Origin of the sequence: Thermodesulfobium acidiphilum (assembly GCF_003057965.1) — a bacterium.
Classification (GTDB): Bacteria; Thermodesulfobiota; Thermodesulfobiia; order Thermodesulfobiales; family Thermodesulfobiaceae; genus Thermodesulfobium; species Thermodesulfobium acidiphilum.
Map to the genome: position 1 here is coordinate 770,972 of NZ_CP020921.1, position 24,556 is coordinate 795,527.

At 32.4% G+C, this 24,556-nt stretch carries 21 protein-coding genes; 16 read left to right on the top strand and 5 right to left on the bottom strand.

What is annotated here, in order from left to right:
• Positions 1-76: 76 nt before the first annotated feature.
• The 10 genes from TDSAC_RS04030 (at position 77) to TDSAC_RS04075 (ending at position 13,448) form a co-directional block, all read left to right on the top strand.
• Positions 77-1,411, top strand: a complete 1,335-nt coding sequence (locus TDSAC_RS04030) for a pyridoxal phosphate-dependent aminotransferase (protein ID WP_108308992.1) — start codon at positions 77-79, stop codon at positions 1,409-1,411.
• A 342-nt stretch (positions 1,412-1,753) separates the two neighbouring features.
• On the top strand, positions 1,754-2,839 hold the full coding sequence (locus TDSAC_RS04035) for a GGDEF domain-containing response regulator (RefSeq protein WP_108308993.1): 1,086 nt from the start codon (positions 1,754-1,756) through the stop codon (positions 2,837-2,839).
• A gap of 410 nt (positions 2,840-3,249) precedes the next feature.
• Positions 3,250-4,584, top strand: a complete 1,335-nt coding sequence (locus tag TDSAC_RS04040; RefSeq protein WP_108308994.1) for a TolC family protein — start codon at positions 3,250-3,252, stop codon at positions 4,582-4,584.
• A 23-nt stretch (positions 4,585-4,607) separates the two neighbouring features.
• Positions 4,608-5,690 (top strand): efflux RND transporter periplasmic adaptor subunit, encoded by a 1,083-nt coding sequence (locus TDSAC_RS04045; RefSeq protein WP_108308995.1) that lies wholly within the window; start codon positions 4,608-4,610, stop codon positions 5,688-5,690.
• Positions 5,691-5,700: 10 nt separating this feature from the next.
• Entirely contained in the window at positions 5,701-8,940 is a 3,240-nt protein-coding gene (locus TDSAC_RS04050; protein WP_108308996.1) for an efflux RND transporter permease subunit, read from the top strand.
• A gap of 7 nt (positions 8,941-8,947) precedes the next feature.
• Positions 8,948-9,169, top strand: coding sequence for a YgaP family membrane protein (locus TDSAC_RS04055; RefSeq protein ID WP_108308997.1), 222 nt, complete (start codon positions 8,948-8,950; stop codon positions 9,167-9,169).
• Between the two features lie 25 nt (positions 9,170-9,194).
• Complete coding sequence (locus TDSAC_RS04060) at positions 9,195-10,961, top strand: inositol monophosphatase family protein (RefSeq protein ID WP_108308998.1); 1,767 nt, start codon at positions 9,195-9,197, stop codon at positions 10,959-10,961.
• 27 nt (positions 10,962-10,988) lie between these two features.
• Positions 10,989-11,498, top strand: a complete 510-nt coding sequence (locus TDSAC_RS04065) for a nitroreductase family protein (protein ID WP_108308999.1) — start codon at positions 10,989-10,991, stop codon at positions 11,496-11,498.
• A gap of 37 nt (positions 11,499-11,535) precedes the next feature.
• Positions 11,536-12,489 (top strand): ABC transporter ATP-binding protein, encoded by a 954-nt coding sequence (locus tag TDSAC_RS04070; protein ID WP_199919910.1) that lies wholly within the window; start codon positions 11,536-11,538, stop codon positions 12,487-12,489.
• Positions 12,489-13,448 carry an ABC transporter ATP-binding protein gene (locus TDSAC_RS04075; protein WP_108309001.1) on the top strand — a complete coding sequence of 320 codons (960 nt, stop codon included), beginning with the start codon at positions 12,489-12,491 and terminating at the stop codon, positions 13,446-13,448. Before TDSAC_RS04070 ends, TDSAC_RS04075 begins: the two co-directional genes overlap by 1 nt.
• Here TDSAC_RS04075 and TDSAC_RS04080 read toward each other — a convergent pair.
• The 5 genes from TDSAC_RS04080 to TDSAC_RS04100 are packed head-to-tail and all read right to left on the bottom strand — an operon-like array spanning position 13,445 to position 17,788.
• Positions 13,445-14,635, bottom strand: a complete 1,191-nt coding sequence (locus TDSAC_RS04080; RefSeq protein ID WP_108309002.1) for an HD domain-containing phosphohydrolase — start codon at positions 14,633-14,635, stop codon at positions 13,445-13,447. The genes TDSAC_RS04075 and TDSAC_RS04080 overlap by 4 nt on opposite strands.
• Positions 14,628-15,296, bottom strand: coding sequence for an HAD family hydrolase (locus TDSAC_RS04085; RefSeq protein ID WP_108309003.1), 669 nt, complete (start codon positions 15,294-15,296; stop codon positions 14,628-14,630). The genes TDSAC_RS04080 and TDSAC_RS04085 overlap by 8 nt, the downstream gene beginning before the upstream one ends.
• A 20-nt stretch (positions 15,297-15,316) precedes the next feature.
• Positions 15,317-16,339, bottom strand: coding sequence for a tetratricopeptide repeat protein (locus TDSAC_RS04090; protein WP_199919911.1), 1,023 nt, complete (start codon positions 16,337-16,339; stop codon positions 15,317-15,319).
• Positions 16,340-16,366: 27 nt separating this feature from the next.
• Positions 16,367-17,119 (bottom strand): fumarylacetoacetate hydrolase family protein, encoded by a 753-nt coding sequence (locus tag TDSAC_RS04095; protein ID WP_108309005.1) that lies wholly within the window; start codon positions 17,117-17,119, stop codon positions 16,367-16,369.
• A gap of 36 nt (positions 17,120-17,155) precedes the next feature.
• Positions 17,156-17,788, bottom strand: a complete 633-nt coding sequence (locus tag TDSAC_RS04100; protein WP_108309006.1) for a MerR family transcriptional regulator — start codon at positions 17,786-17,788, stop codon at positions 17,156-17,158.
• A 199-nt stretch (positions 17,789-17,987) separates the two neighbouring features.
• Between TDSAC_RS04100 and TDSAC_RS04105 the strand changes: the two genes are divergently transcribed.
• From TDSAC_RS04105 to TDSAC_RS04130, 6 genes are all read left to right on the top strand, one after another.
• Positions 17,988-19,235: a Glu/Leu/Phe/Val family dehydrogenase gene (locus tag TDSAC_RS04105; protein WP_108309007.1), complete on the top strand. Its 1,248-nt coding sequence runs from the start codon at positions 17,988-17,990 to the stop codon at positions 19,233-19,235.
• Between the two features lie 74 nt (positions 19,236-19,309).
• Positions 19,310-20,695, top strand: coding sequence for a dipeptidase PepV (pepV, locus tag TDSAC_RS04110; protein WP_199919912.1), 1,386 nt, complete (start codon positions 19,310-19,312; stop codon positions 20,693-20,695).
• A gap of 63 nt (positions 20,696-20,758) precedes the next feature.
• Entirely contained in the window at positions 20,759-22,675 is a 1,917-nt protein-coding gene (locus TDSAC_RS04115) for an OPT family oligopeptide transporter (protein ID WP_199919913.1), read from the top strand.
• Between the two features lie 4 nt (positions 22,676-22,679).
• Positions 22,680-23,033, top strand: a complete 354-nt coding sequence (locus TDSAC_RS04120; protein ID WP_108309009.1) for a PqqD family protein — start codon at positions 22,680-22,682, stop codon at positions 23,031-23,033.
• A gap of 10 nt (positions 23,034-23,043) precedes the next feature.
• Positions 23,044-23,415, top strand: coding sequence for a hypothetical protein (locus TDSAC_RS04125; RefSeq protein ID WP_108309010.1), 372 nt, complete (start codon positions 23,044-23,046; stop codon positions 23,413-23,415).
• A 20-nt stretch (positions 23,416-23,435) separates the two neighbouring features.
• Entirely contained in the window at positions 23,436-24,530 is a 1,095-nt protein-coding gene (locus TDSAC_RS04130; RefSeq protein ID WP_108309011.1) for a branched-chain amino acid aminotransferase, read from the top strand.
• Positions 24,531-24,556 lie beyond the last annotated feature (26 nt).

The window sequence follows — 24,556 nt, forward strand, 5'->3', positions numbered from 1 at the left end:
AATTTGAATTGACTTTAATTATTAGATAATTTAGACTTTTTTATATGTTTATGACTTAATTATTGGAGGGTTAATGATGGGTAATTCGAAGGTATCTATGAGTGACTTTTTTAACTCTATTGCGCCTTCTTGTATTAGAAAGTCAAGTATAGTCTTTTCAAATAGGCTTAAAAGTACAGGAGAATATGTAAATGCCATTAATGTTGCGATAGGAAATATTTCCCTTCCTACACATCCGGCAATGTTAAAAAGATTATTGTTTGTAGAGGATGAAAATTTAAAAAAGGGAATATGGAGATATACTCAAACAGAGGGTATTGATTCTGTGAATCAGACTTTTAAAAAGATAATAAAATCTTTTTTAAAACCTGGTATAGATCCTGAACTCTTTACTTTGGTAGATACTGGAGCTTCGCATATTATGAAGCTAGTAATACTTGGAGCTTGTGGTAAATTTGCAGGTGTTAATAAACCTCTTATGATGCTAGACCCTGTTTATACTAACTATATTTCAATTTCTGATGAACTTGGCAGGGACATAGTGGCAATAGATAGGGAATTGAACTCTGACGGGATATTTAGCGATATAGACATCGATACTATCGAAAGGGTAATTAAAGAAAAAAATCCTTCAGCTTTTTTGATAATACCTTATGACAATCCATCAGGAACACTAATGACTCAGGAAACCATAAACAAGTTTGCTAAAATTTGTATTAAGCATAATATATTTTTTATAAGTGATGAGGCATATAGAGGACTTTATTATAGAGATGATATAAAATTTGCACCTTCTATATGGAATATTTCTGAAGATGAAGTCCCTGGGATTACTTCAGCAAAAATAAGAATTAGCATAGAATCTTTTTCTAAGCTCTTTAATGCCTGTGGGCTTCGAATGGGAGCGTTGGTTACAGATAACCAATTGTTTTTTGAACAAGCTAGAGCTGCTAATACTACTTATCTGTGTCCCTCTTCTATTGACCAGTATATAGCTTCGGCAATTAATGAAGAAACTGAAAAAGACATTCAAGGTTGGGTTGCATCTTTAAGATTTTATTATAAAAGGATTTTAAGTGAATTGTATATGGGTCTGAAATCACTTATGCCAGAACTAATAGTAACTCGACCGGAAGCAGCAATATATTCTATGGTAGATGTTAGAAATGTGGTAAAACCTGGATTCGATGCGAACGATTTTGTTATGTATTGTGCTAGTGAGGGTAGTGTAGAAATTAATGGTGTAAATTATACCTTGCTTGTAGCCCCTGCAGAAGGCTTTTATAAAAACAATAATCCATATGCCAATACGCAAATGAGAATCGCTTGTGTGTTGAGTGATAGGGAAATGAAATTAGTTCCTGATCTTTTTGTGAAATTACTTAAAGAATATGAGAATAAAAGAAATTAGATAAATCTATTAAGTTATAATAAATTTTCTAATATTGTAAACAAGGAGAATTCAATACTTTTTTAGTGGGCATGAAAGTAAATTACATAATATCATAATGTTATTAAAAAATTTTAATTTATTTTATAATAATTATTATTAAAACTTTTTTGTTGTAATTTAAGGAGGCATAGACTGTTTGTTTTAATATGTGAATACAGCAAGTTTATATCGAAGTATCTTTATAGTGCTATTAAACAGGATACAGATCTGGAGCCATTAATTTTTAATTCTTTTAAAGAACTTGAAGATTTTATTGATAAAAATGTAGAAAGGATTTTATGTGCTATTTTAGGTCTGGTTTTGCCAGATGCACCAAACGCAGAAGCTGTGGATATTTGTATTAAACATAAAATTCCAACGATAGTTTTTACTTCTACTATAAACGATGATATTAGAGATACTTTAATAAAAAAGGGGGTAGCAGACTACGTATTAAAGGATAGTAATAATAGCCTGGATTATGTTATTAAAATTGTTAAAAGATTATATAAGAATAAAAAATTAAAAGTTCTTATAGTTGATGATTCTTCTGTTGCTAGAAAGTTTATGGAAGATATTTTGAGTTTACATAATCTTCAAGTTTTTACTGCTATTAATTCTGATGAGACTCTATCTATTTTAGAGAAAAATAAAGATATTAAATTAATGTTGATTGATGAGAATATGCCTGGTATGAGAGGTTCAGATCTAGTAAATGAGGTTAGAAAAATTTACACAAAGGAACAAATGGCTATTATTGGTATAAGTTCATATTCAAATAGTATATTGACTGTTGAATTTTTAAAACGTGGTGCTAATGATTTTATTTTAAAACCCTTTAATAAAGAAGAATTTTGTTTAAGAGTAATGCAAAACTTAGAAATCTTAGAAATGTTCGAATCTCAAAGAATTTATGCTACTACAGATTTTCTTACAGGGCTATATAATAGAAGATTTTTATTTGATATTGGTGAAAAGCTATTAGAGAATGCAAAGAGAAATAATCTGTCCATTTCTTTAGCAATAATTGATATTGATAACTTTAAATATATAAATGATACATATGGCCATCTTTTTGGGGATTTTGTGCTAAAAACTCTTGCAAAAATTTTAAAAGATAGATTTAGAGCAGGTGATATTGTTGCCAGATTAGGTGGAGATGAATTTTGTGTTATGGGAGTCATGGGAGAAAGTTCCTATAATGTTTTTGATTCTTTGAGGCAAAAAGTTTCATGTTATGAATTTAAAGACCAGGATAGAAGCATAAAAATTACATTATCAATTGGAATATCAAATAGGCTAGAAGATAAAGTGGAATTGATGTTGAAAAATGCTGATAAAATGCTTTACAAATCTAAGAATTTAGGTAGAAACATTGTTAGTGTAGATATTGATGATTTTAATTAGTACCTTTAAGTTTAATTGGTATATTAAATTATTTTTATATCTTAATGCTTATTAAGAAGGGATATAATATTTTTAACAGTACTTATATATGTCTTAGTTGCTCCTTGATCCTGTTCGATCTTGATCAGGTTTTTATTCTTATTCTTTAAGAGTGTCTTCATCCCTTCTTACTTTATTCCTTTGTGGCAATAAAAGATATTATTATGTCTATATATATCTGTCACTTGTATAAATAAAAAATAATTATCTGTATTTCGAATAGTAATTTTAAATTTTTAATTTAATCAATTAACTTGACTATTTTTTTTAAATAATTTTAAATATAATTATGTATAAAAAGAAAATTAGATATAATATTCATTTTTTATTGTAAAATATTATCAATTGAAGTTAATTTATGGAGGAAAGTAATGAGATTTATTTTTTTTATACTTTTATTTATTTTTTTAACTCCTCAAATTTCTTTTTCAGAACCAATAAGTTTAGACTTAAATGAAGCTATACAGTATGCATTAGTAAATAATCACGAGCTAAAATTTCTTTCTGAGTCTATTATTTCAAAGGAAGCAGATTTGGGAATTGCTCGAAGCAGTTATTTACCTAAACTTTCTTTTAGTGAGACCTACCTGAGGACAAACAATCCTACATACGCATTTATGGCGAAATTAAATGAAGGAAGATTTACACAAAACGATTTTGAAATAAACTCTTTAAACAATCCTTCATCTATTAACGATTATCAGACAACTTTTACTGTCGATCAGTTGATCTTTTCAAAAAAGGCCTTACTGGCTATTGATATGGCGAAAAAAGAACTTCAAGCACAAAAACTTAGTTACAAGAGAAAAAAAGAAGAAGTTGTTTATAACGTTATAAAAAGTTATTTAGAAGTTCAAACTGCTAAAGAATATTTAAATGTAGCCCAAAAAGCTCTTGACGATGCTTTAGAACATGAAAAGATTGCAAAAATTAATTATAAAGTAGGTTTAAGCGTTTATTCAGATGTTTTAAGGGCTGAAACCTCTGTTTTAGCAGCAAAAGAAAGACTTGTAAGTGCCAGGAAGAATTTTGAAATATCACAAAGGACTTTTGGTCTTGTGTTAGGCATTAAAGAAAATGTAATTCCATCTGGAAATTTTGATTTACCCATTAAGCTTCAAAACGAAGATTATTATAAAAATGCAAGCCTTAATCGGGCTGATTTAAGGGCAATTGAATTAAGAAACAAAATTGCAAAAAAGAATATAGAATTGACAACCTCTGGATATTTGCCTTATATAGGACTTTCATTTACTTATCAGATGAACGATCACAGTAATATTTTTGGTTCTGAAGGGAGTAGCTATCAATTTTTAACATATTTAAGCTGGAACATATTTGATGGGGCAAAAAGAGAAAATGAAATAAAAAAGGCTAAAGCTGAACAAAAAATGGTTGAAGAAAATTTAAAGGCTTTAGAAGATGCTATTTCTTTAGAAGTTTATAGTTCTTATCTTGGAGTGAAAGAGGCTAAAGAGAATTTAGAGCTTGCAAAAGGTGCTCTAGCTAGTGCAGAAGAAGACACAAAAATTATTTTACACAGATATCAAAATGCTCTTTCACCTTTTATTGATTTATTAGATGCACAAACAAATTTGGATAACATAAGGGCAAATCTGGTTGATAAAGAGAATAAATATTTTATGTCTTTAGTTGATTTAGATTACAAAAGTGGAATTTTGCTTTCGGAATTGGGAATCAAGTAAGTCTTTTAAAGGGAGGATATAAGATGTTTAAAGATTTGAAATTATTCCGTTTTTATTTCATATTTTTCTTGATATTATTGTTTGCTGTTTTTCTTGTTTCAGGATGTTCTTCAAATCGTCCAGAGAAAATGGAAAATAAAACTATAGAGGGCGTAAAGCTTCAAACGGTAAATGAAGTTGACTTGCCGAAGTATTTAGAGGCTACAGGTACTGTAAAGGCTAAAGTAATAAGTGTTATTACCAGTAAAGTAATGGGAACTATTACTTCTGTTAACGTTAAAGATGGAGATAGGGTTTCGGAAGGACAGGTGCTTTTGACAATCTATGATCAGGATGCATCTGAAAGAGTAAGACAGGCAGAAAAAAATCTTGATGCTGCGAAACTAAATTTATCATTAAGTAATGCTACCTATATGAGATATAAGGCACTATATGATGAGAAGGCTTTGAGCCAACAAGAGATGGATCAAATTACCACACAAAAAGAATTAGCTCAAACTAATTATGAAAGGGCAAAGGCAGCTTTAGATGAGGCAAGAGTTGTAAGAAGTTTTTATACCGTAACTTCACCTATTTCTGGGGTTGTATCATCCAAAAAGGTTGATGTTGGTACTACTGCAATGCCTGGTATGCCTTTACTTAATGTAGAGAACACTTCTAGTTTTGAATTAGATGCTAACGTTGATTCCAAATACTCTCAAGATTTAAAAGTTGGTTCAATTGTAAAAGTAAAAATTGATTCTATGCCTGAAATCGAGGGAAAGATATCAGAAATTGTTCCTTCAGTAGATCCAATGTCTAGGTCCTTTGTGGTAAAAATTGATCTTGGCTCGGGTGATTTTAAAAGTGGAATGTATGGGAAGGCATATTTTAATATAGGTACAAAAAGAGCAATTGCTATCCCGGAAACAGCTATTGTGAGAAAGGGTGGGTTAATTGGTGTGTATGTTGTGGATGACAAAGGGTTGGTAAGCTATAGAATGGTTAAGCTAGGTGAAAAATACAAAAATACGGTAGAAGTATTATCAGGACTTTCAAACGGAGAAAAAATAATTGTTGAAGGCACTGAAAATGCTTTTGACGGTGCGATTGTAAAAGGAAGTTAGGGGAAAAATTATGAAGTTTGGTTTAGCTGGTAAAATTGCACAACTTTTTATAAGATCTAAGCTTACTCCTTTGATAGTTATAACAGCTTTAATTTTAGGCGTTTTTGCTGTAATTGTTACTCCCAGAGAAGAGGATCCGCAAATAGTTGTCCCTATGATTGACGTTTTTGTTCAATATCCTGGAGCCTCAGCAAAAGAAGTTGAGGAAAGGGTAACAAAGCCTATGGAAAAATTTTTATGGGAAATTAAGGGTGTAGAGTATATATATTCTGTTTCTAAGCCAGGGTTAAGCATGGTAACGGTTAGATATAAAGTTGGAGAAGATATGGAAAAGAGTATTACAAACCTTTACACAAAACTCTTTTCTCATCTTGATTTAATTCCTCCCGGAGTTTCAATGCCTATTGTAAAGCCGAAATCTATTGATGATGTTCCGGTTTTGGCTCTAACTTTATGGAGTAATGAGTATGATAGCTATGAACTTAGAAAAATCGCTTTGGAAACTTGTGACTATCTGAAAAAAGATTCTGATGTGGCAGAAACGCACATAATAGGTGGTCCAAAAAGAGAGGTAAGGGTTGATATTGACCCAATAAAGCTAAAATCCTACCATATATCACCTATGCAAATTTCTCAAATGATAAGTTCTGCTAACGTTTCACTTTCTTCAGGATCTTTTCCTTTAAATAACTACGAATATTTAGTTGAAACCGGAACTTTTCTTAAAGATGCAAATGATGTAGGAAACGTGATTGTTGGGGTTTTTGATGGCAGACCTGTTAAACTTAGTGATGTTGCTACTATTACTGATGGTCCTCAGGAAGCAAAAAATTATGTATTTATGGGTTTTGGTCCATCCTGGAAAAAAGATATACCTGGTATAGAAAAATCTAGTATTTACCCTGCAGTTACTATAACGATTGCAAAAAAGAAAGGTACAAATGCTACTGAGCTAGCAGGGAGATTATTAAACGATATTTCTAGATTAAAAGGTAATGTTATACCAAATGGCGTTGTTGTAACTACGACTAGAAATTACGGAAATACAGCCAACGAGAAATCAAATGAGTTGTTAGAGCATATGCTGCTTGCTGCAGTTTCAGTTACAGTCCTTATAGGTTTAAGTCTTGGAATTAGAGAGGCCTTAGTTGTTGCTGTAGCAATTCCTGTTACTTTAGCTCTCACTCTTTTGGCAACTTATTTATTTGGTTTTACTTTAAACAGGGTTACTCTATTTGCTTTGATATTTTCTATAGGTATTTTAGTAGATGATGCTATTGTTGTTGTAGAAAACATACACAGACACTTTAGAGAGAAAGAGGTTTCTGTACTTGTTGCTCTTCAGGCAGTTAATGAAGTAGGTAATCCTACAATTCTTGCTACTTTTACGGTAATAGCAGCACTTTTACCCATGGCATTTGTTTCTGGTATGATGGGTCCATATATGAAACCGATTCCTATTGGCGCTTCTGCTGCCATGATAATTTCACTGCTTATTGCATTTATAATTAGTCCATGGCTTAGCTATATTGTTTTGAAAAACGTTAAAAGAACACAAAAAGAGAAAGAAAATAGGATAATATCATCTTTTAATAAAATATACAGGAAAAATCTTACATTAATGTTAGAAAGTGGTAAAAAAAGAACTACATTTATAATTTTTACTATTGTATGTCTTTTAGCTGCTGTGGCACTTTTGCCCTTAAAAATAGTTATGGTAAAAATGTTGCCATTTGATAACAAAAGTGAAATTCAGGTTTTAATAGACACTCCAAAGGGTACTACTCTTGAAACTACAAATGCTCTTGCTGAAAAAATAGCTGAATATATTAGAACTGTTCCTGAAGTTGAAAATTATCAAATATATTCTGGGACAGCTTCCCCAATAACCTTTAATGGACTTGTAAGACACTATTTTCTTAGAAAGGGCGATGATGTAGCTGATATTCAAATAAATTTGGTACCTAAGGATGAGAGAAGTGCCCAAAGTCACGATATTGCAAAAAGAATTAGGAAACCTATCGATCAAATTGCCAGTGCTTATAATGCGAGAATAAAAATTGTTGAAGTGCCTCCTGGACCTCCTGTATTAAGTACCCTTGTTGCAGAAGTTTATGGCCCTAGTTTTAACGAACAATTAAAGATTGCTTCTAAGATCGAAGATATTTTCAAAAAAACGCGTGATGTTGTGGACGTTGATTGGTTGCAAAATGAGGAACAAACAAAATATATTTTTAAGGTTGATAAAGAAAAGGCTATGTATAATGGTATTTCAACTTATGCTATCGCACAAAGTCTTCAGATGGCACTTCACGGAAGCGATGCAGGACTTTTGCATACCGATCACAGTAGAGAGCCTGTAGAGATTTGGGTTCAGGCTCCTTTGAAAAATAGGGCAAGCCTTGATGGTTTACAAAGTATTTCGCTTCCTTCAGCAACAAATCATATGGTTTCGCTTGCTGAATTGGTGACACTAGAGAAAACTAGTGAAGATCAACCCATATACAGAAAAAATCTTAGACGAGTTGTTTATGTTATTGGTGATGTAGCTGGAAGAGAAGAAAGTCCTATATATGCAATTTTGAGAATGAATAAACCTATTTCTGAGATAAAAGTGCCAGGCAATAATCCTCTTAAGCTTTATTTTACACACGAGCCTCCACTTGGCTTAAATTATTCAGTAAAGTGGGATGGTGAATGGCAGATAACTTATGAAGTATTTAGAGACCTTGGAATAGCCTTTGCGGTGGTCTTAATTATAATTTATGTAATGATAGTCGGTTGGTTTAAGTCGTATATTACTCCTCTTATTATTATGGCTCCTATACCTCTTTCTTTGATAGGTATTTTGCCTGCACATGCACTTTTGAACGCATTTTTTACTGCTACTTCAATGATAGGATTCATTGCAGGTGCTGGTATAGTAGTTAGAAATTCGATTATTTTAGTGGATTTTATAGAGATGAAATTAAATGAAGGAGTTCCTTTGAAAGAGTCAATAATTGAGGGTTGTCTGGTTAGGTTTAGACCGATGTTTTTAACTGCAGCTGCGGTGGTAGTTGGTTCAAGCGTAATACTCTTTGATCCTATATTTCAAGGAATGGCTATATCGTTAATGGCAGGAGAAGTAGCAGTTACGATTTTTTCCTGGACATTGCTTCCTATTCTTTACTTTATCTACAAGGATACTGAAATTAAGATTAAAGAAGGAAAAATAAAGTTTGACATAAAAAAGATTTTTAAGAGGTGATAATATTATGTATAGAGCTCCTACACAGAACTGGTATCTTGAAAGGATTATATTTCTTGTAGCAGGTATATTTGTATTGGTTAGTCTTTTCTTAGGACTTTTTTTGAATCCTTACTGGTTTATATTAACTTTTTTAGTAGGAATTAATTTGATAATATTTGCTTTGACAGGTTTTTGTATAATGGCAAACATTCTTTATAAATTAGGAGCAAAATCTAGATTGAAATAATTTACTATTAGAAAAGGGGTGAATAGTGCAAGAGGTTTTATTTTATAATGAATTAAATATAGCTTTATCTTTAGCTAAAGATGTTGGATCATACTTCGATAAATTATTTATAGAAAATCCAAAATTAGCTTTGAACAAAGTTGAGGATATTGAAGAGAAAATTTACTTATCTTTAAAGAAAAAATTTCCAGAATATGGATTTCACTGTGAATCTATGGGAATAGTATCACAATCAGCCCATGAAAACAATATATATTGGATAGTTTCAGCTCTTTCTGGTTTAGAACCATTTATAAAAGGTTACAGGGGTGCATGCGTTTCAATTGCGCTTTTGTCCAATAAAGAATTGGTTTTGGGAGTGGTTAACTCATTTAATTTTGATGATTTATTTTATTGGACAAAGGGTTTAGATTGTGTGTATAGAAATGAACAGAAAACGAATTGTAATCTTAAATCTAATGTCATTCTTACCTCATATGAAGCTGATAAAAATAGTAGGACTAATTCAATTCTTTGTTATCCTTTTAAATATAAATGTGTTCCATCTTTTTCTTATAGATTAGCTCTATGCTCAGTGGGTGAAGGGGTTTTTGCAATTGATTGTTCAAGTCCAACAACATTTTCATATGCTGCATCTCATGCTCTTTTAATTGGAAATGGGTTAAATCTTTACGACGAAATGGGTAAAGAAATCGTATACTCAAAGCAAGGTTATAGCGGATGCGGCCAGGTGTGTTTTGGAGGGAAGTATGAAGTAATAAGAGATTTTATTGGCAAGAATTGGAAGAGTGTACTCTATAGGCCACTGCTTGAAAATATTCTTAATCTTAATCAGACAGAAGTTCCTAAGCTTGGCAGGAGTGTTAAGGATAAAGAATTGCTTTCTAAGGTTCAAGGTACCCTGATTGGTTTGGTGATTGGCGATTCGTTTGGATATTCTAATAGTAACGAAAAAATTATTGACTTTACTATTGAAAATCAAATGTTAGAACCTGTAAATTCTGAAATTGTTATTATTTTGTCAAGAGTTTTATCAAAATATTGCCTGTATGAGCCTAAAAAAGTTATAGAATCTTATTTATATTGGTATAATTCTGAACCAGTAGAAGTTAGTTTTTCAGAGTCAAGCGCTTTTAGCGTCCTTAATTCTTTGTCTCATATTCCAAAAAACTATGTTTCTGAATCTATTGATGATATTTCGAATTCTTTTTTGTTAAGAGTTATTCCTATAGCAATATTTACTTTAAATTTTTCGTTCGAAGAGGCTTTTGATATCGTGGAAACTGATTGTAAGATAACTAATCCAAATTCTCTTTGTTTAGAGTGTGCAAAAATATTTTTATATAGCATAAGGTTAGCTTTAAAAAGAAAACTATCAAAAGAAGATTTATATAAATATATTGTTAGATTTGTAAGTGAAAGTGATTTTTCTGATAATGTAAAGAATGCTTTGATTGATGCGAAAATACGAGTTCATTCAGATCACAATAAAAACTCTGAAAACGTTTTAGTTTGCATTCAAAATTTGTTCTATGAAGTATTAAACTCAAATACCTTTGAGGAATCAATCATAAAAACATCAATAAGAGGAGGAGACACTTCCAAAAATTGTGCTTTAGTAGGTTCTTTGTTTGGTGCTTTATATGGGTTAGAAAATATTCCTATATATTTTAAAGATAAAATTCTTTCAAGTAGGTCTGTAAAAGGTTTGCCAAAGGTTGCATATCCTAGGCCTCAAGTATTTTGGCCTGTTGATATTCTAATTATTGCTGAAAATCTTTTAAAATGTTGATAAAACTTTTATTATGGAGGTAATTATATGGATGCTATAGAAGCGTTGTTTAACAGAAGAAGTATAAGGATGTATACAGATAAAGAAATTCCTCAAGAAGATATAGAAACTATTTTAAGAGCGGCAATGTCTGCCCCTTCAGCAGGTGGGAGTAATGTTTGTCACTATATAGTAGTGAAGGATAAGAATTTACTAAAAGAAGTTATTAACTATCATCAATATGCTCATATGCTTCTTAAAGCTAATGTTGCAATAGTTGTAGTTGCAGATCCATCTCTTGAAAAATATCCTGGCAGATGGCCTCTAAATTGTTCAGCGGCAATGGAAAACATTCTTATTGCGGCAACAGCGCTTGGTATAGGATCTTGCTGGGTTGGCATTTACCCTGTAGAAGAGAGGATGAACGGTTTGAGAAAAATATTTAATATTCCTGATAATTTAATTCCATTTGCAATTGCTTCATTGGGTTATCCTGCAGAGAAGAAAAAACCTCATGGTGAATTAGATAAGTCAATTATTCACAACAATAAGTGGTAATTAGAATTTATTAATGTCATTACTGGAGATAAAAAATTTGTCTTTAGGAATTTATTCTGAAAAGAAAAAAAGATGGTCAAAAGTTTTAAATAATGTAAATTTTAGTCTTAATCAAAATGAATTTTTAGGTGTTGTAGGAGAATCAGGTTCTGGTAAAACAATTCTTGCAAATTCGATTTTAAAATTAATGCCAAAAAATTCAAAATTATTTTCAGGTTCTATACTTTTTAATGATAAAAATATTTTGAAACTCAGCGAAAATCAAGTTAGGGAAATTAGAGGGAGAGATATTTCAATAATTTTTCAGGATCCAATGAGCTCTCTTCATCCGCTCTTGACTGTAAAAGAACAAATAACTGAAATACTTTTAGCGCATGGAATTTATAAAAGGTCCAAGGCAGTTGAAGTTGCTTTAAATCTTTTGAAGGATGTAAAAATTGATCAACCTGAATTGGTTTTAAGTAAATATCCATTTATGCTTAGTGGTGGTATTAGACAAAGAGTAATGATTGCCATTGCAATTTCTTGTAATCCTAAGGTTGTTATAGCCGATGAGCCAACAACTGCTCTGGACGTAACGGTGCAGAAAGATATTTTAGATTTGATAAAGGCCTTTAAGAAGAGATTGAATTTTTCTCTTATACTTATCTCCCATGATTTAGGAGTTATTTGGGAAAATACAGATAGGGTAGTAGTAATGTATTGTGGAAGAATAGTAGAAAGCGGCAAAACAAAGGACGTGTTAAGAAATCCTTTGCATCCTTATACATTTGGCCTTCTATCTTCTATGCCAAGAAGAATTAATAACAAATTGGAAATTGTAAAGGGAATCAAAGGCAGCATCTTATCTTTAGATGAATTTCCTAATGATACATGCCCTTTTTTGCCCAGATGCGACTTTGCAACAAAAAGATGTAACGAACCTATATCTTTAGAACCTGTAGACAACGATAGATTTGTAGCCTGTTTTAATAAGGCTGCATTCAAGTGATGTTATTCCAAGCAAAAAATATTTATAAAAATTTTTTTAGAAAAAGTTTTTTTGGAATTAAGAATGATAGATCAAATGTTTTAACCAATATAAATATTAATATTCATGATAGGGATATTTTAGGGGTAGTTGGAGAAACCGGATCGGGCAAGAGTACACTTGGAAAAATTTTTGTAGGGTTAGAAAAACCATCAAGTGGTACTCTTTACTACTATAACAATGATATTTTTAAATTAAATAAAAGAGATTTTAGGAAGTTTCAAAAAAACACTGCTTTCATATTTCAAGATCCTTATTCGTCTTTTAACCCTAGGATGAAGGTTTTAGATATACTCCAGGAACCACTTATTCTCAATGGTGTTGAAAGAATTAAAAGGAGAGAGATAATTAATGAAATAATCGATAAGGTTGAATTAAGAATCGAGGATCTTGTAAAGTTTCCGTATCAATTTAGCGGTGGCCAAAGGCAAAGAATAGCAATAGCTAGATCTTTAATTCTTAAACCAAAGTTCTTAGTTGCCGATGAGCCTGTTTCTTCACTGGATCTCTCTGTAAAGGCTCAAATTTTGAAGTTATTTGAAGATATATATACTAAAAGCGATCTTACAATGATGATAATATCTCACGATCTCTCTATTGTTGAATATCTGTGTAACAAATCAATAGTTCTCTACAAAGGTGTCATGATGGAAGAGGCTTTAACTGATATGTTATTTAGAAATCCCTTGCATCCCTACACAAGGCTCTTGATAGAATCAGCTCCATCTTTGTATTCTGATAAAACTAAGGATATAGAATTGGAAACTTTTGAATCATCAAGTAATCTTGAAAGCGCGAAACCAGGATTGTGTCCATTTTTGGAAAGATGTAAATTAAAAGTTGATAAGTGTAGAGAAAATTTTCCTGAGATTATAGAAGTAGAGAAAAATCATAAAGTAAGGTGCTTCAAGTATATTTAATATTCCCAGAGCATAAGCAAATTATAGGGTATACTCTTTACAATCTCCATATCTATCTTTCCAATTTTTGCCATTTTTTCCAATATTTCAATGGCTTCTTCATGCTTTATTCTATCTGTTCTATATGGTCTTTGCTGTCTAAGTGCAGCATAGACGTCTGCAACTGCCATAATTCTTTGTAGTTTACTAAGATCATTCCCCTCCAAACCAAATGGATAACCGCTGCCATCTAAACATTCGTGATGAAAAGATGCTATATCTACAATTTCTTTATCTAATCCCAGAGAGTTTAAAAATGAATATGTATAATAAGCGTGCGATTTCATGGTTAGCCATTCACTTCCTGTTAATTTATCAGGTTTTTCTAGAATATCAAGCGGGATAAAAATTTTTCCAATATCGTGCAAAAAGCCAGCGGTTTCTAATTTTTGGCAATCCGCTGGAGTAAATCCCATTGTTTTAGCAATTGAAACAGCAGTATATGTTACATCGATTGAGTGAGATTTTGTAAATTCACTCTTTGCATCGATGAAGTTTTTCGCAATAGCTTTTACCATGCTTAATAATTGTTCATTATTCAATATTTCAAATCTATCACCAACTAATAAGGAGTTTTCCTTCTTTAATTCATCAATATTGTTCATCAGAATTAAAAAGACATCGTTTTTTGATATTTTATTAAATGCATCAAACACATCTTTAAATGATTTTTTATCTTTAAAAAGGGAATAGGTTTTTAGACTGAGCTCCTTTGTAGTAGTAAACTTGTTATTTCTAAATAAAACTTCAATTTCATCAGCAAAGTAAATAATTTTTGAAAGTAGGTTTTGCGTATTTTCATTGTGATGATCTTTTATGATAGGTGCGAAGGTTTCGAAAAAAGGTATATCACGTAGCAATTCATAACCAGCATATGCATGCCTTCGAATATTTATGTCTTTCCTTTTGTTAATTTCAAGTAGCAAAGATCTTTCTTGAGTATATGCTCCTATGTCGTGCATTAAACAAGCATGATTCAGGTTTATTCTATCTTGCTTTTCTAAGTTCATTTCTTTAGATATTAAATTTGCGATGAAGCTAACCCTTAAACAGTGTTCGTATAGCAAAGTATTTGAGAAAAATAAAGTTTGTGTTTGTGAAATGGTTTCAACTAATTTTGTTAGATTAATTTTTCTATTATTAATCATTGTTTAAGATAGAGATTATGTCTTTTGGCTGATTAATATTTAAGACATTTTTTTCTTTTAGAATTTCATCTGGTCTGAATCCCCAAAGAACGCCGATTGGTAAAATTTCCGCATTTTTAGCTGTACATATGTCTATAAAGGTATCACCAACCATTGACCAATTTTCTTTCTCCAAATTTGAAAGTGAAATTATCTCGTAAATTGCTTTTGGATGTGGTTTTTTTGGTATTTGTGGCCTTGCTCCCAAAACTTTTAGAAAGGGAAAATTAGGAAAAAAGAAATCTGCCATCTCTTTTGTGAAAGAATCTGGCTTGTTTGAGAGTATTGCAACCCTATAGTTTTTTTCTTTTAAATAACCTAAAACTTCATATATTCCTTCATATGGCTTGCTGTTTTTTGACCAATTTTTCATATAGATTTCGCTGTAGGCTTTAAGTAATTTTGACTTTAACTCTTCTGAATATAGCTTTTTAGGGATGATCCGTTCTATTAAAACTTCCGAACCCTCGCCAACAAAATCTTTATAACTTTCTATTGGATATGGATCTAAATTATTTTCTAAAAGGGCTTGATTTGCACTTGTTGCAATGTCCTCGAGCGTGTTCACGAGCGTTCCATCAAAGTCAAAAATTATACCCTTAATTTTATTTTTTAGAGGCATATTTATTATAGTGTACTATATTAATAGTTATACTTATAAATCTCTATAAATAGTTTGTTTGCAAGATCTGGATTTAGACTCTTTAGTATCCTTTCTTCTATCATTGCAAAATGTTTTTCTCCAAGCTTTGCTAGAGCAACTCCCACATAGTAGTGATAATTTGCATTATCAGGATCAAGCCTTATTGCATTTTTATATGCTTGAAAGATTAAACCGTTATCTGATCTTTTCCAAAAGATCTCTCCAAGTCTTGTTGACGCTAATAAATTGTCAGGGGCTTTAATTAAAACGTTTTCATATAAAGTTATAGCCCGGTCGTAATTTTTCTTTTCAAATGCAGTATTTGCATTTTTTAGAAGTTGTTCAACGCTCTGATCATTAATTACGTTGACTGGATACAAACTTGCTAAGTTTTTTATGGTATATATTTTATCGAAAAGAGAATTTGCAAGAGAGGAATTCAAGTCCTTTAGGGCTCTGAATTGAAGGTATGAATTATACAAGTCATCTGTGGCTAAATATGAAAGGCCAAGCTGATACCTTGCATCCGAAAAGTTAGGATTAAGACTAACTGCTTTTGTATAATTTTTAATTGCCTGAAGATCATCATGCTGATTAGAATAAACTAATCCTAAATTGTAATAAATATTAGCATTTGATGGATCTTTTTGAATAGCATCAGACAAAATAATTATAGCATCACTATTTCTTCCCAATCTCCTTAATGCTATTCCTTTGGTAAGCATTGCATCAGTAAAGTTTGGATCTATGCTTAGGGCTTTTGAGGCAATATCAATGGCAGTAGAAAGTTGATTGGTACCAATGTAACACTTTGCTAATTCATCATATGCTTGAACATAAGTTTGATCCGTGTCTATTGCTTGCCGGAAAAACATTTTTGCTTTATCAAAATTTGACTCACTTAAATATTTTTCACCCAATAAAAAGTATTCTTTTGCAAGATCACTTTGAACAGATGCAAAAGAAGTGCTTGCAAAAACAAATAAAATCGAAAATAAAATTAACAAGGTTTTCTTAAGCACTCTTAGTCCTCCTATCATAAAAATAATTTAAACTACTTTATTAGTGAGTGTTCCAATGTTTTCAATTACAACGCTCACCTCGTCACCAGCTTTCATCGGACCTACTCCAGAAGGTGTTCCGGTCATAATTACGTCTCCAGGCAGTAGCGTCATAACCGAACTAATAAAGCTAACTAAAAAATTTGGTTTGAATATTAAATTTGAGGTATTAGATCTTTGTTTTATTTCATTATTTAGAATCAATTTTATGTATAACGAATTGGGATCAATTTCTGTTTCAATCCAAGGACCAATTGGAGCAAATGAGTCAAAGGATTTTGACCTTGTCCATTGAACATCCTTTCTCTGCAGGTCTCTTGCAGTAACATCATTACCGCAAGTATATCCTAATATATAGTTGTTTGCTTCTTCGATCTTAACATCTTTTGCAGGTTTTCCAATTACCACAACTAATTCTGCCTCGTAATGAAGTTCTTTTGTTTGTTTAGGATAAAAAATTGGATATTCGGGATGATTAACTGATGTAGATGGCTTTAAAAATAAGACAGGTTCTGAAGGAAGAGGTTCTTTCATTTCATTTGCATGATCCATATAGTTTAAGCCTACACATACAAACTTTGAAGGTAAAACGGGAGAAAGAAGTTCAACTTCATTAAGACTTAATCTAATCGAAGTTTTTTTAACAGAGTTTAAAAAATTTTCTTCCAAAGTTACTATTTCATTTCTTTCCATAATTCCGAATTTTATTTCGTTGTTGTGTTTAAATCTAAGTAATTTCAATTTTTTGCCTCCTTTAGTTTTGAAATAATTTCAATCTTACTTAGGAAAAAGTTTTTTCCACCAGGATTTTTGCCCCTCTTTATTTTGTTCTAATTTTAAATTGTTAAAAAGTTCCATCAAAGTATTGTCTGACTCCTTTTTTAGTTTGTTTAATTCTTTTTCATAAGAATTGATTTTTTCTTCTAACCTGTTCAAATATTCTTTTAGCTCAAAATTTTCTCTTTTTAAATTTGCGATTTCAACTTCTTTTTTGCTAACTTCTCCTTTTAGAGAATCAATATCTTCTAAAACTTTTATGTTATCTTTTATTTCTTCGAGAAGTAAAATCTGTTTTAAAAGTAAATTTTTTAAACTTTCTTCTGTATTACACTTTTTTTCACATATAAAACTTTCTAATTGGGCATTAGTTATTTTATTTTTGTTAACTAAATTAGTTTTATTCTTAACGTCAATATTAAGAGATTTTTTTATCTCTTCTGTAGTAAATCCCTTTTTATACATTTCGTTAATTTTAATTAATTGTGGGATGCAACTTTTGTTATATCTTTTAGATCTTTTTTCGTTATTAATGTCAAAAAGAGATTCGAATTTATTTATATATCTTCTAATCGTAGATTCCGCAATATTGGTCTCCTTTGAAAGCTGTTCTAAAGTTATATAATTTTCCATACTTTAATTATATGATCTTTTTTAAATATATCAAATTTGCAAATTTTTTAAAAAACATTTATAATACAAAAAATTGTATGGTATAAAAAATTTTATTTAAAATATATGTATTTTGTTATTTGTGAAAGTGTTAAAAGAATATTAGAATGTAAGATGTAAAGAAGAGTTTTAAGGCTTAAAATATAAGGAGGCGGGTAAGTTGAACTTTATTAATCCGTTTGAAGTTGTTCAAGATCAGCTAGACGAGGTTATGCAGATTTTGAAAATAGATAGTAATGTAATGCAAATTCTAAGAACTCCTATGAGAGAGATTCACGTGTCTATACCTGTAAGGATGGATAATGGTGATCTCAAAGTTTTTCATGGCTTTAGAGTTCAGTATAACAATGCTCTGGGTCCATGTAAAGGAGGAATAAGATTTCATCCTGAAGAAACTATTGATACTATTAGAGCTTTGGCTGCTTGGATGACGTGGAAAACGGCATGTATTGGTTTGCCTCTTGGAGGTGCAAAAGGCGGTGTAATATGTAATCCTAAAGAAATGTCCGTTAACGAACTTGAAAGATTGGCAAGAGGTTATATTGACAAAATTTGGCAGCTTATAGGCCCCGATCAGGACATACCTGCTCCAGATGTTTACACTAATCCTCAAATTATGGCATGGATGATGGATGAATATTCTAAAATCATTGGCAAAAACCAGTTTGGAGTTATTACTGGCAAACCAATTAAGATGGGAGGGTCATTAGGTAGAGAAGATGCTACAGCAAGGGGTGGGATGTCTGTTTTAAGAGAAGCCGCAAAATATTTAGGACTTGACCTTGCAAAATCTACAATAGCTATTCAGGGGTTTGGTAATGCAGGTTATTATACAGCTGTGCTTGCTAAAAAAATGTTTGGCATGAAAGTAATAGCAGTTAGCGATAGTAATGGCGGAGTCTTTAACTCAAATGGTATTGATATTAAGGCTTTGAAAGAGTATAAAGAAAAAACTGGTCATGTAAGCGGTTTTAGTGGTGCAAAAGACATAACAAACGAAGAGCTTTTATTATTGGATGTAGATGTTCTGGCGCCATCTGCTATTGAAGAAGTTATTACAAAAAATAATGCGAATGATATTAAAGCAAAAATTGTTCTCGAACTCGCCAATGGACCAACTACACCTGACGCTGATAAGATTTTGTTCAAAAAGGGAGTTCATCTTGTGCCTGATTTTCTTGCAAATGCTGGAGGTGTAACTGTATCTTATTTTGAGATGGTCCAAAATTTTTATATGTATTACTGGGACGAAGATCTGGTTTATAAAAGACTTGATCACAGAATGACTGAAGCCTATAGAAATGTTTTAAAGGCTGCAAAGGAACATAATATTAGCATGAGACAAGCTGCTTACTTAGTGGCAATTAAAAGAATTTTCGAAGTAATGAAATTAAGAGGGTGGTGGTAAGTGGTTTTTTATAAGCTTTTAAATTTTTATCTATTTTAAAATTCTTAATTAAGAGTATGTAAAGGAGAATTTGCGTGGATTATTTGTCTTTTATTGGAAACAAAAAAGCAGAATTTTTGGAAGACCTAAAAAAAATTTTATCTTATCCAAGTGTAAATCAGGAAAAGTCTGAGGGAGCACCATTTGGGATTGAGGTTAGAAAGTGTTTGGATGAGACTTTAAATATTGCTAAGAGAATGGGTTTTAAAACTTTTGTAGTTAACGATGCTGTAGGGGTAGTTGAGTATGGAGATTCAGAAGAGTATGTAGGTTGTTTAGCGCACCTTGACGTTGTTCCTGCTGGAGAAGGCTGGGATAGTGATCCCTTTGTAGCTAGAATTGACGGGGATAGGATTTACGCAAGAGGCGCAATTGATGACAAAGGACCAGCTATGGCATCTCTTTATTCACTTTATGCCATAAAAGAGTTAGGAGTAAAAATAGGAAAAAAAATTAGGCTTTTGTTTGGTACAAATGAAGAAGAGGGTTCAAAAGATATGCCTTTGTATCTTGCAAAAGAAAAACCACCTATTTATGCATTTTCACCTGATGCTGAATTTCCAGTGGTTCATTCTGAAAAGGGTATGGTTTTTGCCAGGGTTTCCTGGAAGTTCGATCAAAGTTCTGATGGAGTGATTATAGAAGAAATTACTGGCGGTACTAAAGTTAATGTGGTTCCAAATAAAGCAACTGCAATTTTAAAAAATGCTGATGAGAAAATTGTTTTTGAACTCATAAAAAAATTTAATTCAGAAAGGCCATTTAAATGGAACGTTAAATATGGTAAAGGAATGTTTGTCGAGTGTATTGGTAAAAGTTCTCATGCAGCGCATCCAGAACTGGGTTTAAATGCAATTATGGGTTTAATTGAGTTCCTTTCAAAGTTATCTTTAAATTCTAAAGTAAAAGGTACAATTGATTGGCTTGCTGCCTATATTGATGGTGAGACAGATGCAAAAAAATTTGGGATCTTTTGTGAAGATAAATATGGTAGGCTGACGTTCAATGTCGGCATTGTTAGTTTGAAAGATAATGTATTTTCTTTGGATATCAATTATAGAACACCTGTAACTTTAGATTATGATGCAATTAATGAAAAATTTGTGAAAATTTTTGAAAAAACTGGCGCAAAGGTTGAGTTTTTATTAAGGGATAGACCATTGTTTTATCCTGAAGATCATTTTTTGGTTAAAACCTTGCTGGAAGTTTATAGAAAGTATGTTAATTCGAACACACCTCCTCTTTCAATAGGCGGTGGTACCTATTCTAAGCATATACCGAACACTGTTTCTTTTGGACCACTCTTTGAAGACAAGCAAGACATGTGTCATGAGGCGAATGAATATGCAAGTATTTCAGACTTAATTACGTGTTCTGCAATATATGCTGAAGCCATGGTGAAATTATCTGTTAATAAATAGTTTGTAGCTTTTAGTAAAAATCTATTAAAAACTAGCAGTATATTATTATGAAAGGTGATTGATATGGAAGAGAGAAAAAAGTTAAATTATCTTAATGTTTCAGGGGAAGACTACGTACCTTATATATCTGCAGATAAGGTTATTCCTGAGTTTACTATAACTGCTATTGCCATTGGTGTTTTTTTGGCGATATTATTCGGAGCTGCAGATGCGTATCTCGGAATGAAAGCAGGATTGACAGTTAGTGCGAGTATCCCTGCTGCAGTAATGTCTATGGGTGTTCTGAAGGGGATATTCAGAAGGGGTACTATTCTTGAAAATACTATTGCTCAGACAATTGCATCTGCTGGTGAAGCAATTGCATCAGGTGTAATATTTACATTGCCTGCTTTATTTATTTGGGGATACAATCCAGGTCTTTTAGAGCTTAATACTATGGCTCTATTAGGTGGAATATTGGGCGTTGTTTTAATGGTGCCTCTTAGAAAGCTTTTGATAGTAAACGAACACCACAACTTGCCTTATCCAGAAGGCACAGCTTGTGCTGAGGTTTTGGTTGCTGGAGATCAAGGTGGAAGTAGCGCAAAAACTGTATTTTGTGGCATCGGAATTGGTGCATTGTACCAATTTCTAATGGATGGTTTAGGACTTTGGAACGAGAGCCCTGACTGGGGTATTCCTGGTCTTAAGGGAGCTGGTATCGGTTTTGATACGCTGCCTGCTCTTTTAGGCGTAGGATTTATTATAGGTCCTAAGGCATCTTTTTATATGTTTGCAGGCGGCATACTTAGCTGGCTTGTGTTAATGCCTTTGATTTCATATTTCGGTAGTGGTTTGACAACCCCAATTTATCCATCGACAGTGCCTATATCTCAGATGGGTTATTGGGCTCTATGGAGCACATATATTCGTTACGTAGGTGCTGGAGCTGTTGCAGTAGGTGGCTTTATTACTCTTATAAGGTCCTTGCCTACTATACTTGGTTCTTTTGACGCTACAATCAAAGGTCTAAGCAAAAATAAGGGAACTAATGTTGTAAAAGACATTCGTACTCAAAGAGATACGCCATTTTTGATACTTCTCATTATTGTGGGTATCATATTTTTCTATACTGCTCTTACCCCTCAGTTTAACATTGGATTCTTAGGCGCGTTCCTTATGCTAATATTTGCTTTCTTCTTTACGACTGTGTCTTCTAGAATCGTAGGCATTATCGGTTCATCTAGCAACCCTGTGTCCGGTATGACGATAGGAACCATTATTTTGGTAGCTGTAATATTTAGGTTATGCGGATGGATCGGAGATACTGCAATGGTAGCAACCCTTATAACAGGCGCCCTTGTCTGTATTTCTATTTGTGTTGCGGGTGATACATCTCAAGACCTTAAAACTGCATTCCTAGTAGGTGGTACTCCAAGAGCACAGCAATATGGAATGATCATAGGCGCTATTGCTTCATCATTTGTAATCGGTTCAGTCTTGGTTATGCTTGGTCATGCATACGGTTTTGGTACGAAGGACTTGCCTGCTCCTCAAGCTATGCTTATGGCTTTGATTATCAAGGGAGTAATCGGTGGCACTATGCCTTGGGCTCTCGTAGCTATAGGTGGTTTTGTCGCAATTGCTGCTGAGCTCTTAGGAATTTCTGTATTAGCTTTTGCTGTAGGAATGTATTTGCCAATTTCAACTTCTGCAGCAATTGCCACTGGTGGCTTTTTGCATCTGATTCTTTCTAAAACAGTTAACAACAAGGAGAAGTTAAGAGCAAAGATAGAAGAAGGTGTTCTCTTGAATTCGGGATTAATAGCTGGCGGTTCTCTAATGGGTGTAATCCTTGCATTCTTGGTCTATGAAAATATTAATATTTCAGTTAACTTTACCTGGGGTGGCTTTGTGAATCCTATTTCTCTGCTATTCTACTTCCTTTTAGCTATCGGTGTTTATGTCTATTTGATGAACAAAAAAGTTGAGGTAGAGTAAAATATTGTTTGGTTTTAATAAGAATAAAGGCAATCTTTTAACGATGTATCCTGTTAAAAGTGTAAATGTTTCAGATGAAATGATAGACGGGCAGCTTCGGCTGACCGTCTATCATGCTGGTTTCTTCCGTAGAATATTTGAGAAATGGTTTCCAAATTATGGAAAGAGCTTTATTAATTTAGATAAATACGGTCAATTTGTTTGGCAACACTGCGATGGAAATTTTACTATAAAAGATATCCTAATTGATATGCAAAAACAATTTGATGACAATTCAGAATTTGCCCTTGAAAGGCTTATCGTTTTTATTAGGATTCTTGCTAGCAATAAACTAATTAAGCTAATCAGATCAAAATGAGGTATGCGTTATGAATATTGAGGTGTATATTTTAGGGACTCTTTCTTTTGCCGTTATGGGTGCGCTTCTTTATATATATGGATATAGGCGTTCTTATAAAATGCCGCAAGAGCTTCAAAAGCAGATTGCTATAAAGCTCGAAAAAAAAGCTATGTCATTTATCACTAAGAACGCTCAAGGAGTTACGGCAAAGTCTATTGCTAATGAGATTAAAGATGTAAAAGTTGGGAGTCATTTTCAAGGATATAAGTTTAGCGTAAAAGATTCGTTGGTTACTGCTCAGGCAGTTCTGGACAGATTGCTGGCAGCCAATAAGATTAAAAAAGTGATTGATGGTAAAATAGTGAAGTATTATCCTATCAGCGATGAGGAAGAAAAATAATGTTTATGGAGGGTTAAAGAGTGGATATCGCTTATACCTTGAAAAACGCATCTGAGAGAAGAAATGAACAGTTTAGGCCTGAAGGACAGCTTTCTTTTGGTCAATTAAGAACAGATCATATGTTTTTGCTAAATTATGAAGACTCAAAATGGCAAAATGCCAGAATAGTACCATATTCAGATATTCCAGTTTCCCCGGGTGCAATCGCAATACACTATGGACAAGCTCTTTTTGAAGGAGCAAAAGCTTTTATGCATGAAGATGGTGAAATATATTCATTTAGAATCGATAAGAATGCTAAAAGGTTAAACGTATCTGCTGAAATTCTTTGTATGCCTCGGCTTGACGAAGAAATACAAATAAAAGCTATTCATACTCTTATAGATGTCGATAGATTATGGTTTCCGCTCCAAGAAGGAGCTTCACTTTACATAAGGCCATTTATGTTTGCGACTGAAGATTCCCTTGGGGTACATCCATCTAGTAAATATATTTTTGCTGTTATACTTTCGCCTAGTGGTCCTTATTATCCAGCTGGATTTACTAAGCCCATAAAACTTTTAATTACAAAAAAATTTCATAGGGCTGTAAGTGGAGGAACAGGTGCTGCAAAGGCTGCAGGAAATTATGCTGCTTCTTTAAGAGCTGGAGAATTTGCAAAGAAATTTGGTGCTAGTCAGGTATTGTATTTGGATTCTGAAAACAAATATATAGAAGAAGCAGGAGCGATGAACCATTTTCACATCGAAAAGGATGGCACGGTTGTTATACCTGAATTTACAGATACTATTTTAAGAAGTATTACTTCAGAATCTATTCTTGAACTGCAAAATGCTTTAGGTTTAAAAGTTGTACAAAGAAGGGTTTTATTGAACGAATTTGTTGATAAAATTAAATCAGGTGAAATAATAGAAGCAGGAGGATTTGGTACTGCAGCTGTTATTTCACCAGTTGGAGAATATGTTTTTGAAGATGGTTCGTCGATAACAGTAGGTGATGGGGGAGTAGGGAAATATACGAGGAAAATTTATGAATATTATACTGGCATACAAAACGGCAAAATAAAAGCTCCAGATGGGTGGTTAAGAAAAGTTGAAAGGATCAGTAAAGATTAATAATTACTTTGTGTGGATAGTATTCT